15 protein-coding genes and 1 other annotated feature are annotated in these 12,974 nt (G+C 38.9%); of the genes, 8 read left to right on the forward strand and 7 right to left on the reverse strand.

Features of this window, described 5'->3' with window-relative positions; translation table 11 throughout:
- Positions 1 to 322 (forward strand): hypothetical protein (locus CIL03_RS19975; protein ID WP_206207688.1); only part of this gene is annotated, 322 nt, incomplete at its 5' end.
- A 149-nt stretch (positions 323 to 471) separates the two neighbouring features.
- Here the strand turns inward: CIL03_RS19975 and CIL03_RS09435 are convergent.
- On the reverse strand, positions 472 to 777 hold the full coding sequence (locus tag CIL03_RS09435) for a rhodanese-like domain-containing protein (RefSeq protein ID WP_094885615.1): 306 nt from the start codon (positions 775 to 777) through the stop codon (positions 472 to 474).
- A gap of 110 nt (positions 778 to 887) precedes the next feature.
- Between CIL03_RS09435 and CIL03_RS09440 the strand changes: the two genes are divergently transcribed.
- Positions 888 to 1,640: a hypothetical protein gene (locus tag CIL03_RS09440; RefSeq protein ID WP_165767924.1), complete on the forward strand. Its 753-nt coding sequence runs from the start codon at positions 888 to 890 to the stop codon at positions 1,638 to 1,640.
- Between the two features lie 48 nt (positions 1,641 to 1,688).
- Here the strand turns inward: CIL03_RS09440 and leuS are convergent, their stop codons facing one another.
- From leuS to CIL03_RS09460, 4 genes are all read right to left on the reverse strand, one after another.
- Entirely contained in the window at positions 1,689 to 4,103 is a 2,415-nt protein-coding gene (leuS, locus tag CIL03_RS09445; RefSeq protein ID WP_094885616.1) for a leucine--tRNA ligase, read from the reverse strand.
- A 56-nt stretch (positions 4,104 to 4,159) separates the two neighbouring features.
- Positions 4,160 to 4,379 (reverse strand) — a binding site (T-box leader).
- 69 nt (positions 4,380 to 4,448) lie between these two features.
- Positions 4,449 to 5,147: an ABC transporter ATP-binding protein gene (locus CIL03_RS09450; protein WP_094885617.1), complete on the reverse strand. Its 699-nt coding sequence runs from the start codon at positions 5,145 to 5,147 to the stop codon at positions 4,449 to 4,451.
- Positions 5,144 to 5,512: a GntR family transcriptional regulator gene (locus tag CIL03_RS09455; RefSeq protein ID WP_094885618.1), complete on the reverse strand. Its 369-nt coding sequence runs from the start codon at positions 5,510 to 5,512 to the stop codon at positions 5,144 to 5,146. Before CIL03_RS09455 ends, CIL03_RS09450 begins: the two co-directional genes overlap by 4 nt.
- Before the next feature lies 1 nt (position 5,513).
- Positions 5,514 to 6,287: a hypothetical protein gene (locus CIL03_RS09460; RefSeq protein ID WP_094885619.1), complete on the reverse strand. Its 774-nt coding sequence runs from the start codon at positions 6,285 to 6,287 to the stop codon at positions 5,514 to 5,516.
- 123 nt (positions 6,288 to 6,410) lie between these two features.
- Here CIL03_RS09460 and mnmM point away from each other — a divergent pair, with 123 nt between their 5' ends.
- The 4 genes from mnmM to CIL03_RS09480 all read left to right on the forward strand — a co-directional run bounded on the left by mnmM (position 6,411) and on the right by CIL03_RS09480 (position 9,484).
- A complete protein-coding gene (gene mnmM / locus CIL03_RS09465) occupies positions 6,411 to 6,968 on the forward strand; it encodes a tRNA 5-(aminomethyl)-2-thiouridylate-methyltransferase MnmM (RefSeq protein WP_094885620.1) in 558 nt (185 codons plus the stop codon).
- A 289-nt stretch (positions 6,969 to 7,257) separates the two neighbouring features.
- A complete protein-coding gene (locus tag CIL03_RS09470) occupies positions 7,258 to 8,046 on the forward strand; it encodes a transporter substrate-binding domain-containing protein (protein WP_094885621.1) in 789 nt (262 codons plus the stop codon).
- 68 nt (positions 8,047 to 8,114) lie between these two features.
- Positions 8,115 to 8,759: an amino acid ABC transporter permease gene (locus tag CIL03_RS09475; protein ID WP_094885622.1), complete on the forward strand. Its 645-nt coding sequence runs from the start codon at positions 8,115 to 8,117 to the stop codon at positions 8,757 to 8,759.
- Entirely contained in the window at positions 8,756 to 9,484 is a 729-nt protein-coding gene (locus CIL03_RS09480) for an amino acid ABC transporter ATP-binding protein (protein WP_094885623.1), read from the forward strand. Before CIL03_RS09475 ends, CIL03_RS09480 begins: the two co-directional genes overlap by 4 nt.
- 24 nt (positions 9,485 to 9,508) lie before the next feature.
- Here the strand turns inward: CIL03_RS09480 and CIL03_RS09485 are convergent, their stop codons facing one another.
- Positions 9,509 to 10,576 carry a tetraprenyl-beta-curcumene synthase family protein gene (locus tag CIL03_RS09485; protein WP_276282945.1) on the reverse strand — a complete coding sequence of 356 codons (1,068 nt, stop codon included), beginning with the start codon at positions 10,574 to 10,576 and terminating at the stop codon, positions 9,509 to 9,511.
- A gap of 85 nt (positions 10,577 to 10,661) precedes the next feature.
- On the opposite strand from CIL03_RS09485, the gene CIL03_RS09490 reads away from it, so the two are divergent.
- Positions 10,662 to 11,177: a gamma carbonic anhydrase gene (locus CIL03_RS09490; protein ID WP_094885624.1), complete on the forward strand. Its 516-nt coding sequence runs from the start codon at positions 10,662 to 10,664 to the stop codon at positions 11,175 to 11,177.
- 57 nt (positions 11,178 to 11,234) lie between these two features.
- On the opposite strand, the gene CIL03_RS09495 is transcribed toward CIL03_RS09490, so the two are convergent.
- Positions 11,235 to 11,960 carry a YczE/YyaS/YitT family protein gene (locus tag CIL03_RS09495; RefSeq protein WP_094885625.1) on the reverse strand — a complete coding sequence of 242 codons (726 nt, stop codon included), beginning with the start codon at positions 11,958 to 11,960 and terminating at the stop codon, positions 11,235 to 11,237.
- 113 nt (positions 11,961 to 12,073) lie between these two features.
- Here CIL03_RS09495 and CIL03_RS09500 point away from each other — a divergent pair, with 113 nt between their 5' ends.
- Complete coding sequence (locus CIL03_RS09500; protein WP_094885626.1) at positions 12,074 to 12,946, forward strand: LysR family transcriptional regulator; 873 nt, start codon at positions 12,074 to 12,076, stop codon at positions 12,944 to 12,946.
- Positions 12,947 to 12,974 lie beyond the last annotated feature (28 nt).

Consider the following 12,974-nt stretch of genomic DNA (forward strand, 5'->3'; position numbering starts at 1 on the left):
GGAATTAACACCAATCAATTCCATCAATTGTCTTAGCTTTTCAGAAGTGTTACCTTCTGAGTTTCTTAAAGAAAAAACAGTTCATGTTTTTCCTGACATACTGGTTGTTTTGTTCAGTTTTCAAGGAGCAAATTTCAATGTCGCTTCATTTTTGCGACCTGATAAATATATCACACAAGTAAAAACATTGTCAATAATTAATTTTATTTTGCATCTATTTGAATCGACAACTTTTTACCGTGGACAGTTATTATATCACTTCTATTTACATTCTGTCAATATTCCATTTACATTCTATCAACATAAGCAGACATTTTTTTAATGCAGTGCTAAGCTCTTATACATTTATCTTTCACCGCTGTTTTTGACAGCAAAATCAATAATACATTCACAGCACATAAAAGTCAATACTTTTTTAACCTTTCATGTGCTGTGAAAGGTTAGAGCTTTTCCATACCTATCAATTACCTGCTAAATAATAACTTCTCCCTGCCACTCAAGCATTCCGCCCCGCATGTTTGAAACATCTAGTCCGTGTTCATCCATATAAGATGCTGCTGTCATGCTTCTGCCGCCTGATCGGCATACAAAAACGTAATGCTTATCCTTATCCAGTTCATCTTTTGCATAAGGTATCTTTTCCAATGGAATGTGTTTAGCATTCTCAATCATTCCCTGTGCAACTTCGTCATCTTCTCTAACATCAATAATCACAGTATCTTCATCATCTATTAATTTTTCTACTTCATTTGGTTCCAGTTCTTTTATATGTTCCATTTTCCTCATCCTCTCTTCTAAATTTCATATGTTTATCATACTTTTTTCGGGAATAGCTTGCAAACAAATGACATAATCTAACAGTATCAAACAAGGATGGAGAGATCGCTATGAAGAAGTTAACTCTATTTGCATTGGCTTTAATAATTTCAGTTAGTATAAACCACACAGCAATTGCTTCTGAAAAAGAACCGGAAGCTTTTATTATCGAGACCTATGAGTCTGACGTCACTGGTGATGGAGTTGACGAGACCATTGAACTGAAAGGAATATTATTTTCCGAATCTGCCAGCTACTACCGGGAAATATGGGCTGAGATTACCAGTAAGCATGATGAACATTGGAAAATAACATATGGCGGTGGATATGAACCTGTCCTTCAGTTCGTCGATTTAAATCACGATCAGATAAATGATATTTTCTATCAAAGTCCAACTGGAGGCAGTGGCGGGCTTTATACTTACCAGCTGAATACATTGGCAAACGAAAAATTAACGGATATTCCCCTTCCCGAGCAGCGTTATATAAAGGGAAGTTTTCAGGAAAACTTTAATGTTACCATTCAAATTACACCTGAAGGCAAACCAATTGTAGTTGATGTTAAGGACCGGGCAGATGATTATATTCGTCTTGGAATTTATGATACAGAGGGGAACTTGCTGAAGCCAAAATCAGTTATGATTGATCCAATTGCTTTTTATGACCCTGTCTTAATCAGTAAAAGCAAAGGTTATGGACTAAAAAGCTATCAGCAAATAAGCGGGGCATATCATGCAGACCAATTGGGAACGATTGAAACACTCTGGTATTACGAAGACAATGAATGGATTATTTTAAAGACGGACTGGGTTCCAACAACGTAAATGTAAAAGGATCACTTCCCTGTTCTGGAGAAGTGATCCTTTTTCTGATTAGTTTGCTACAACATTTACCAGCTTTCCTGGTACGACAATTACTTTTCGGATTGTCTTACCTTCCAGCCACTCCTGAAGTTTTTCGTCAGCAAGTGCGCACTTTTCAAGTTCATCTTTTGAAATATCTTTTGCTACATTAATCTTTGAACGTACCTTGCCCATAACCTGAAGGACGACTTCGACTTCATCCTCCACTAGTTTTGTCTCATCATATACCGGCCATTGTTCATAGGTGATTGTTTCACCATGACCAAGTCGTGACCACAATTCTTCAGCCAAGTGTGGTGCAACCGGTGAGAGCATTTTTACAAAGCCTTCGACATATTCCTTAGGAAGCTTTTCCGCTTTGTAGCCTTCATTGATAAACACCATCATTTGCGAAATACCTGTATTGAAATGAAGGTTTTCGAAATCCTCACTTACTTTTTTAACCGTCTCATGGTACACCTTATCTAATGAAGCATTTCCCTCATCCGTTATTTTACCGGACAAAGATCCATCATCATTGATCAGCAAACGCCAAATCCGGTCAAGGAAACGTCTTGCCCCGTCCAGGCCATTTGTGGACCATGCTACTGCAGCATCAAGTGGTCCCATAAACATTTCGTACAGGCGCAATGTGTCCGCACCATGTGAAGAAACAATATCATCAGGGTTTACAACATTCCCTTTGGATTTACTCATTTTTTCATTGCCTTCCCCAAGTATCATTCCCTGGTTAAACAGCTTCATAAACGGTTCTTTTGTTGGGACAACTCCAATATCATATAGGAATTTATGCCAGAAGCGTGCATAAAGCAGATGAAGTACCGCGTGCTCCGCTCCTCCGATATAAATATCAATCGGCAGCCATTCATTTAATGCTTTAGGATCAGCTAATTGTTCGCTGTTTTCAGGATCAATGAATCTTAAGAAATACCAGCAGCTTCCTGCCCATTGCGGCATGGTGCTAGTTTCCCGGCGTCCTTTCATTCCAGTTTCAGGGTCAACTACATTCAGCCAGTCACTCGCATTCGCAAGCGGCGATTCCCCGGTTCCGGATGGTTTAAAGTCTTCCATTTCCGGAAGCACCAGCGGCAGTTCCTCTTCAGGCACTGTTGTCATTGTGCCATCTTCCCAGTGAATAACTGGAATCGGCTCGCCCCAGTAACGCTGCCTTGCAAACAGCCAGTCACGCAAACGATAGGTTATTTTTTTCTCACCTTTATTTGTTTCCACAAGCCAGTCAATCATTTTTGATATAGCTTCATCCTTATCCAGACCGTTAAGAAAATCTGAATTCACATGCTTTCCATCACCAATATAGGCTTCTTTGGAAATATCTCCGCCTTCAACTACTTCTACTATAGGAAGCTCAAATTTCGTGGCAAATTCATAGTCACGCTCATCATGTGCCGGAACTGCCATGATAGCTCCTGTTCCATAGCTCATCAACACATAATCAGCTACCCAGATTGGCATTTTTTCATTATTAACCGGATTGATTGCATAAGCACCTGTAAATACTCCAGTTTTATCTTTTGCCAGATCGGTTCGTTCCAAATCCGATTTTGTCTGTACTTTATTCAAATAAGTTTCTACAGCCTCTTTCTGTTCGGCAGAAACAATCGATTTAACAAACGGATGCTCTGGAGCAAGAACAGCGTAACTGGCACCAAACAATGTGTCCGGTCTAGTTGTAAAGACAGTGAAATCCTTATCAGAACCTTCAATAGTAAACGTCACTTCGGCACCTTCAGAGCGGCCAATCCAATTTCGCTGCATATCTTTAATGCTCTCCGGCCAATCCAATTCTTCCAGATCCTCAAGCAGCCGATCCGCATATGCGGTAATTTTCAACATCCATTGCTTCATCGGTTTGCGTACTACTGGATGCCCGCCTCGTTCACTTTTTCCATCAATAACTTCTTCATTGGCCAAAACCGTGCCAAGTGCCGGGCACCAATTTACCGCAACTTCATCCATATATGCCAAACCTTTTTCATACAGCTTGGTAAAAATCCATTGCGTCCACTTATAATAGTCCGGCTCCATTGTGCTGATCTCTCTGTCCCAGTCATAAGAAAAACCAAGCTCCTGGATCTGCCGTTTAAATGTAGCGATATTTTTTTCCGTAAATGCTTTCGGACTGTTGCCTGTATCAAGTGCATATTGCTCTGCAGGCAATCCAAACGCGTCCCACCCCATCGGATGAAGCACCTCATACCCCTGCATCCGCTTCATGCGTGAGAGGATATCAGTTGCCGTATACCCCTCCGGATGACCAACATGCAGTCCAGATCCTGATGGGTATGGGAACATATCCAATGCATAAAACTTCTCTTTTTCGGAAAATGTGTTTGTTTTAAATGTTTTATTTTCCATCCAATGGTTTTGCCATTTCTTTTCAATTTGCTGGTGATTAAAGCTCATCTGTCTTTCCTCCTCATAAACTTCCTTCAATTAAAAAAAGCCACTCATCCCTGTAAAAAAGGGACGAGAAGCTTCTATTTCCCGCGGTACCACCCAAATTAACACTAAATTTTAGCGTTCACTTGTATCCTTAACGCAGATATACGGCAGAATCTACTTTAATTTCACTTCTGCAACATTAAAGGCGAGTTCATAAATACCCAGGTACAGTTTCCACCAGCCACTGTCTCTCTATTCCTGAAGCAATTTATTACTGATCCTTCGCATAGTCGTTATATTATGTATATCGAATTGTAATGAATCGAAATTGCTTTGTCAAGGTAAGTAATCATCATTATTATATCCCTATTTTGTTGTTTCATAAACTTGCTCCATCCAATCAACAACATCCATTCTATAATCATCACGGATTTGATCAACTGATTTTTGTGCTATAATTCTGCCGTCCTTCAGTAACAGCACCTCATCAAGAATTGGTTCCACTTCCCTAAGTTCATGTGTTGTCACAATTAGGGTCTGGCTTTCTAAATTCATAAATTTGATGATGCCATTAATTATGGATTTTCGAACTAACGGATCTAGCCCAGAAAAAGGTTCATCTAATACAATATATGGGACATTGCGGGAAAGTGTAACGGCTATTTTAACCCGGCTGAGATTTCCTTTTGATAAGTATCTTATTTTTTGCTTTACGTTCAGCTTCATAAAAGCAGCCATGTCCATTGCTTTCTTCTTGTCAAAATCTTTAAACTGGCTATGGTAAAAATCAATTAATTCCTTTATTGTAAAGTAAGGATAAAAGTAATCCATATCAGTTAAATAAGCTAATCTATCACTTATACTTCTGTTAACCTGCTTGGAATCAATTAATACCCTGCCATTGGTAGGCCGTAATAATCCCGCCAATAATTTTAGTATGGTTGTTTTTCCGCTGCCATTTTCGCCAATCAGCCCGATAATCTTACCGGCTTCAAGGGTTGCCGTACATTGATTAACTGCTTTATGTCTAAGGTATTTCTTCGTGACCTTTTCTAATTGAATCACTTTTTATCCCGCCCTTCGGATTGTATACTCTCAACCATCTCCTGGGTACTGAAACCCATATCCTTCATGTCGCGAATAAATTGCTGGATGAATTCCACTTTCATGGTTTCTCTTAAAGTATCCAGTCTTTTATGATTGTCAGTTATAAACGTTCCTTGGCCGCGCTTTGTTACAACGATTTGCAAGTTTTCCAGTTCGCGGTACACTCGCTGGATCGTGTTTGCATTAACTCCCGCTTCTAAAGCATACTCCCGAACAGATGGAAGCTTTTCGCCGCCCTGCCTCACTCCACGAATAATCTCACTGGATATCCGATTCACTAATTGCTGGTATATCGGTTTATTTGCATCAAAATCAATCCCCATGCTATACCTCCACTTTACGGTCAAGTAAATAAGCAGAAATGAAATAAAGCAATACTGTTATTATTCCGTAAAAAACATAAGGTCCCAAATGGATAATGGATTGCAAATCACCATTAAATTGAAACATGCCAAAAGACAGCGCCAAAAACTCTCCAGAATAGCCACTATTAACAGAGATGGAAACTGCTCCCCAATCGGTTAATGCCTTGTAAATAGCAGTAGTTCGAAACAGGCTCATCATTTGAATACTGAAAATTAATAATGCAACAACTGCAAAAATGCTTAATCCGCCTATGTATGTGCGCCATATTTGATGTAATGTCCAGAAGAAGAACAAAATGACTGCTGGATAAATAGAGACAATAATCATCTGTGCCATAATTAAAAGCAGATAAGAAAACATCTCTAAAACTGTTAAGGAGGATGATTCCCAGATCATATCAATACTCACTAAAGATAAAGATAATACAACTAAAAAAGTAAATGCACATAATATTCCATTTAAAAATTTAACGATAAGCAATAGATGAACAGACTGCGGGTTATGCAAAAATAATTCCAAATGATTTACCTCTGAATTTAAACTGAATATAACGGCTGCAGGTAAAATGATATATCCAAATGCCATTAACCCACTAATTGTATTTATGATTGGTGCATCATTGGTTACATTCAAAAGCAAAATGAGAATGATCGTAATAACAAATGGACCAATAAAAAAACCTTTCATCATTTTCCATTCTTTAAAATATAATCCCCTGAATGCCTGATTCATTAAAATCACCCCTCTTGTATTAGTGTTCTAGTTAGATAGTACACTAATACATATAAGGTTTCAAGTTTTTCATTGTTCATGTTAAACTCAGGAACATACTAGTATCAGTAAGGAGTCATCTAAATGCTTAAAGGAATTTTAGATTACGCACATTATCTTTTGAAGGAATCGGTTGAATTAGGAGAAACCGTTATCGATGCTACATGCGGCAATGGAAATGACACCCTATTTTTAAGTGATCTTGTTGGAGGGGAGGGCCACGTGCTTGCCTTTGACATCCAGGAACAGGCGATTTCAGCTACAAAGCAAAAAGCCGCTGATCTTGGAAAAACAAACATCACCCTGATCCGCGACAGCCATGCCAATGCGGCAGACTACATAATGAGAGAAATCGGCGGAGCCATTTTTAATCTCGGATATCTGCCAAAGAGCGACAAAGCCATTATTACAAAAGCCGAATCGACCATAACAGCACTCGAGGCAATCTTAAGCTATCTTAAAAAGGATGGCCTCATTGTTATCGTTGTTTATCATGGTCACGAAGGCGGCAAGACCGAAAAAGAAGCTGTACTAAATTATGTCACTCAGCTTGAACAAAAGGAATATCACGTAATGCGGTATGAATTTATTAATCAGAAAAACAATCCTCCCTTTCTATTGGCTGTGCAGAATAGAAAGTAGTTCTAAGGCTCATGTGACGTCTTGAAGTTGAGAGAAAAATGCTTGGAGTTGAGAGACGTATCCATAAAGTTGAGAGATACCAGCATGAAGTCGAGAGACAATATAGAATTTCCGCTTTATCTCCCAACTTTCCTTTGCTGTCTCTCAAGTCCACTTCTTTATCTCTCAACTTTTGTTCCATTGCACCCCTGTCTCCATTCCCAATAATCTGATTTTTCTTGACTTCAGAATTTTGTTTCTTTAAAATACAGTCTATAAATACAGTAATTAAAAACAAGGGGGCAGATTCATGAAAAAATTCAGTTTATTTAGTTTATTACTTTTATTTACACTGGCGCTCGCGGCATGTGGCAGCGGCGATTCCGAAGAGGCATCGGGAGACGGCGGTGACTCCGATTCTGATTCAAACGTATACACCGTTGGGGTTGACACTACTTATCCGCCATTCGAATTTCAGGAAGATGGCGAACTGGTTGGGATTGACATTGATTTAATCAATGCAATCGCCGAAGATCAGGGCTTTGAAATTCAAATTGAATCCATGGATTTCAGTGGTATTATTCCAGCAATGCAGGCTGGCGAACTCGATATCGGCATGGGTGGAATGAGTATCACAGAGGAACGAAAAGAAACGGTTGATTTTTCCGATCCTTACTTTGAATCAGGCCTCACACTGGTAACAGCTGCAGGGAATTCAGAAATTAGCGGCTTAGAAGATTTGGAAGGTAAAACAATCGCTGTAAAAAATGGAACAACTGGAGCAAAATTTGCTGCAGACAATGAAGCTGAATACGGCTATGAAATCGTTCAGGTAAATGACAGCACCGCAATGTTTCAGGAGGTTGGAAATGGCAGTTCCGATGTGCTTATCGAAGACTATCCTGTAATCGCCTATGCAATTGAAAAAAGCAGTCTGGATCTCCAAATCGTTGGAGATAAACTAAATGGCGATAATTATGGAATTTCTGTACTAAAAGGGCAAAATGATGAACTGCTGCAAAAAATTAATGATGGATTGGCTTCACTGAAGGAAAGTGGAAAATACGATGAAATTTTAAGCAAGTATCTTGGCGAGTAAAATTTGATCAGGGCGCGCTTTCTCAGCGCGTCTATTTCTTTTCATCATCTTTAGAAGGAGCTGAGTACATGGAAGCAATAATCGATGCACTTCCCTATTTATGGGAAGGAATAAAAGTAACTGCATATGTATTTGTATTTGCAATCATTCTTGGATTTATTATCGGGCTTATCATGGCATTATTCCGTCTATCTCCAATCTGGATTCTCAACTGGATCGCCAAAATTTTTATTGATGCCATCCGCGGTACTCCAATATTGGTTCAATTATTCTTTTTCTATTTTGGCTTAAATTCATTTGATTTTATATCACTTGATCGGGAAACGGCTGGGATCATCACTGTAGCTATAAATGCCGGGGCATATTTTGCAGAAATTATCCGTGCCGGGATTCAATCCATGGATAAGGGACAGACCGAAGCTGCAAGATCACTTGGTTTGTCTGGTACGCAAAATATGCGCTACATAATTCTCCCTCAAGCGTTTAGAAGAATGCTGCCAACATTTACGAATCAGGCGATTATCAGTCTGAAGGATACTTCCTTATTATCCGTTATTGGTATAGCCGACCTGACACAGCAGGGGCAGGTCGTTATTGCAGCAACCTTTAAAGCATTTGAAATATGGCTTGTCGTTGGTGTCATGTACTTTATCATGATTTATCTATTATCCTTGCTCTCCAGCTATCTGGAAAGGAGATTTGAATTGCGATGACAATGATTGAAGTTAAAAACTTAAAAAAATCCTTCGGAGAACTTGAAGTTCTGAAGGATATCAGTGTCGATGTTAAGGAAAGTGAAGTTGTTTGCGTGATTGGAGCATCAGGTTCCGGAAAAAGCACATTTCTGCGCTGTTTAAATCGGCTTGAGGATATTACAGATGGGCGTGTTATAATTGACGGCAATGATATAACTGATAAAAAAGCTGACATCAATAAAATAAGACAGGAAGTTGGTATGGTTTTCCAGCAGTTTAATCTTTTCCCACATAAAACCGTTATGGAAAATATTATTCTCGCCCCTATGAAAGCACGCGGAGTTACAAAAGAAGCAGCAAAAAATAAAGCGAAAGAGCTTTTAGCCAAAGTCGGATTAAGTGATAAAGCTGAGAGCTATCCCAATTCCCTGTCCGGCGGGCAAAAACAGCGTGTCGCCATCGCAAGAGCACTGGCGATGAACCCAAAAATCATGCTGTTTGATGAGCCAACATCAGCACTTGACCCTGAAATGGTCGGGGATGTGCTGGAAGTTATGAAACAGCTCGCAGTTGAAGGTATGACAATGGTCGTTGTGACACATGAAATGGGCTTTGCCCGCGAGGTAAGTGACCGGGTTCTGTTCATTGATCACGGACTAATTGTCGAAGAAAATGAACCAAATGAATTATTCAGCAATCCAAAAAATGACAGAACACAAAGTTTTTTAAGTAAGGTATTATAAACTTTGAAGCCGGTCATGCATCTTTTATGCACGGCCGGCTTTCATTTTGTAATACATCCTTGTATTCCAGTGAAAAAACTTTGCATTATTGCCGCCGATCTTTAGTAAATCCCCTTTCATCTTATGGCCATCCTGAAGCTGTCGCACCTTTGGATCTCCCAAATACAAACCCACAAGTCCTTTAACAACCATTTCATGAAAGGATTTATCAGGCAGCACTTGAATATTTCTCTTTGCCTGTTCAATAAAAAAAACAAATCTATCTTTCATTGTTTTCGAATCCGGATAAAAGCTGCAAAAATTCAAATCTGCTTCCTCTCTGTCCTCCTGTTGGTCAATGTAGTAATCCAATAGAATATGCAAACCCTGTATATAAGGAAAATAGCCACTCAGAATTTTATCCGGAAGAGAATCTGTCATCCCACCACCAAGTGCATAGCTGATCAGACAAAACACACCCAATGTTGATCCTGCTGCGGCCGAAAATTCATACCACTTCAGGTTCTCTGTATTATTTTTCAAATGCCAATCAGTCAGCCTTGGAACCCTTTCACTTTGTTTCACATGTTTATGTACCTGCAGGTCAGCATACAACCCCTCCAAATGAAGCAGCTGTTTTTCACAGGCGGAATAGCCATCCATGCTATTGACTATCTGCTGACACGTTTGCACAAGCTCAGCAAGATAGGAACCATCATCCTGATCCTCACGAAGATAGTAATAATTTTCTAATTCGTTCTCCGGAGTCAGCGCATCCTCCATTGATTTATGCAACAGTCGAAAATCTTCCGGATCCATCGATGTGCTTCTGTCACACAGATTGTCCAAATAGTCACTGATTGTCTGATAGGCGACAATGAAACGAATTGCTTCCTTCCACTTCTCCCCTGCCAGCAGAGCATAAACAGCCCCGCCCTGACAGTGAAATCGCTTCGAATCCATACTGGAAATTGCCTGCATCCGCAATTCATCATTTGGAATCTGCTCAGCTCTTTTTCTCCAATAAGAAAGCTCCTTATTTACAGCCGGGAAAATTTTCCGATAGACAGTAGTCATTAAATGGATAGCTGATCCCGGAATGCGGTTGGCCAAGATGATCCCTCATTTCTAAAACGTGATACCCTTATTTTTGTTATACTACTTATATCATCATATAGTCTAGGAGGATACAGCATAAATGATACATGATTACCAAAATAGTATACCCAATATTCATCATACCGCTTTTATAGCAAAAAATTCTACCATTATTGGTGATGTAACAATCGGGGAACAATCCAGCGTCTGGTTTAACACTGTAATCCGCGGAGATATTGCTCCAACAATCATTGGAAAAAGAGTCAGCGTACAGGATTTATCCATGCTTCATCAAAGCCCGGATAATCCGCTTATTATTGAAGATGATGTCACTATTGGCCACCAGGTGACATTGCATTCCTCTATCATTCGAAAAAATGCATTAATTGGAATGGGGTCCCTTATTATGGACGGTGCTGAAATCGGTGAGAGTGTATTTATCGGAGCAGGAAGCCTGGTGCCCCCAGGTAAAAAAATCCCGCCTCATACGCTTGCGCTTGGAAGGCCTGCTAAGGTGGTGCGGAAACTGACAGAGGAAGATTATGCAGAACTGGAACGTGTCAGAACTTCTTATGTGAAGCGGGCACAGTATTATAAGGAAAATACGGATCTGTAAGGAAAAAGCCGATTACAACGGCTTTAGATTACTGACAATCCGACACGAATCTTTAGATTAAGATGGAAGAACCGTGTTTTCCTCTTCCAGTGTCGCATTGTCTTTAGATTCTTTAATTTTATCTTCTTTATTTCTATTAACCCACTGCAATAAGTGTTTTTGGCAATGTTTCATTAGCCAGCCCACAATTTTACCGATATAGTATGCAGCAGCTACTGTACCAATACCAATTGATCCTAATGATTGAATAAAAATGATACTTACTAAGCCTGCCACCCCCACATTTAATAAATCACTGGAAATTTTGGCTTTACTAAACTTCATTTTAAATTTTTCACTAATTACATGGGTCAACTCATCGTATGGCATTAAAGGGAATTTTGCACTGAAATATCCAAGTAGACCAATTGCAACAACAAATAAGCTAATAATTAAAAATCCCCATCTTATTGCTAATGTTTCAGGTGCTGGGAACAGCTGCAAAATAAATAATGTTGCATCCATAAAAAAACCAAATAAAAATGCAATAATTAATTGCACAATAGAATCCTTCAAATCGAATCGTTTACTTAACATTACTTGTGCGATAATAAATAAAACATTTGCGACTACTGTCATAGTTCCGACTGATAAACCGGAAGACAGCGCAAATGCGTAGGCTAATGAAGAAACTGGTGATACACCAAGATCTGCTTGTATGGAAAAGCTGACACCAAGCGAAAGAAAAAACAAACCGATAACGTACAAACTCAGCCGCTTCATTGTTACATTTATATGATTCATAAAATCCCTCTCTATAAAATAGTCTAACTTCCATTTTAACATGTGAGTTGATATATTAATAATATATATTTTTAATAAAAGTCATATATAAAAACATATAATGGAGCTTAAAAATGGATATTCGTCAATTACAGTATTATACAGAAATTGTTAAGCAAAAAAATATTTCGAAAGCAGCTGAAGTATTGAACATTGCGCAACCGCCATTAAGTCAGCTATTAAAAAAACTGGAAACAGAGTTAGGTACAATTTTAATTCACCGCTATCGGCAAAAGTGGGAATTGACTGAATCGGGTCAGCTTTTATATCAATATGCAGAACAATTATTAAGTCAGATGGACGACGTGAAAAGACGGATTCAAGAAATAGAAGAAGGTACCGCTGGAACAGTACGAATAGGTGTCTCATCAGCATGTTCTAATATGCTGATAGAGTACATTGCAGAGTTTAGAGAACAGTTTGCTCAAATCAAAATTAACATTATTTCCGGGGACTCGGAAGGTTTATTAAAAAAGTTAAAACAAAAGGAAATTGATATTGCTTTACTATTAAGACCAACTAATACAGAGGAATATGAGCTAAAACCCTTGAAACAAGAACCTGCCGTGCTCATTGTCCCTAGAAGCTTGAAAACTTCCCTCTCTGCACAGCCTGCACTAAAGGAAATTGCTCAACTTCCTTTTATCATGCTAGGCGCTATGGAAGGTTACTCTTTTTATGGAAATATATTAAAAGCCTTTGAAGAGCATGGGGTAAAACCCAATATTATTGCTGAATGCAAAGATATTCCAATGGTTGTTGCACTTGTCAATCGAGGATTAGGCATCTCCATTATTCCAAAAATGCACTATAAATCCTTGTTTTACGAGCATTTAGAGATATATGAATTTGGGCAGTTTGATTTTAGTGTGGAACCAGTAATGATGAAATTAAAAGATGCACCAATTTCAAAAGCAGCAGCACAATTTTGGGAAATGGTGAAATAACCCATTTTTAAAAGTTGAGTAAGAAAAA

The organism is Virgibacillus indicus (genome assembly GCF_002266285.1).
GTDB lineage: Bacteria > Bacillota > Bacilli > Bacillales > Amphibacillaceae > Virgibacillus_K > Virgibacillus_K indicus.

Excerpts from the sequence above, each read along its gene's own strand:
- CIL03_RS09435 (WP_094885615.1), bottom strand. The coding sequence starts at position 777 with ATGGAACATATAAAAGAACTGGAACCAAATGAAGTAGAAAAATTAATA.
- CIL03_RS09440 (WP_165767924.1), top strand. The coding sequence starts at position 888 with ATGAAGAAGTTAACTCTATTTGCATTGGCTTTAATAATTTCAGTTAGT.
- leuS (WP_094885616.1), bottom strand. The coding sequence starts at position 4,103 with ATGAGCTTTAATCACCAGCAAATTGAAAAGAAATGGCAAAACCATTGG.
- CIL03_RS09455 (WP_094885618.1), bottom strand. The coding sequence starts at position 5,512 with ATGGGGATTGATTTTGATGCAAATAAACCGATATACCAGCAATTAGTG.
- CIL03_RS09460 (WP_094885619.1), bottom strand. The coding sequence starts at position 6,287 with ATGAATCAGGCATTCAGGGGATTATATTTTAAAGAATGGAAAATGATG.
- mnmM (WP_094885620.1), top strand. The coding sequence starts at position 6,411 with ATGCTTAAAGGAATTTTAGATTACGCACATTATCTTTTGAAGGAATCG.
- CIL03_RS09470 (WP_094885621.1), top strand. The coding sequence starts at position 7,258 with ATGAAAAAATTCAGTTTATTTAGTTTATTACTTTTATTTACACTGGCG.
- CIL03_RS09475 (WP_094885622.1), top strand. The coding sequence starts at position 8,115 with ATGGAAGCAATAATCGATGCACTTCCCTATTTATGGGAAGGAATAAAA.
- CIL03_RS09480 (WP_094885623.1), top strand. The coding sequence starts at position 8,756 with ATGACAATGATTGAAGTTAAAAACTTAAAAAAATCCTTCGGAGAACTT.
- CIL03_RS09490 (WP_094885624.1), top strand. The coding sequence starts at position 10,662 with ATGATACATGATTACCAAAATAGTATACCCAATATTCATCATACCGCT.
- CIL03_RS09495 (WP_094885625.1), bottom strand. The coding sequence starts at position 11,960 with ATGAATCATATAAATGTAACAATGAAGCGGCTGAGTTTGTACGTTATC.
- CIL03_RS09500 (WP_094885626.1), top strand. The coding sequence starts at position 12,074 with ATGGATATTCGTCAATTACAGTATTATACAGAAATTGTTAAGCAAAAA.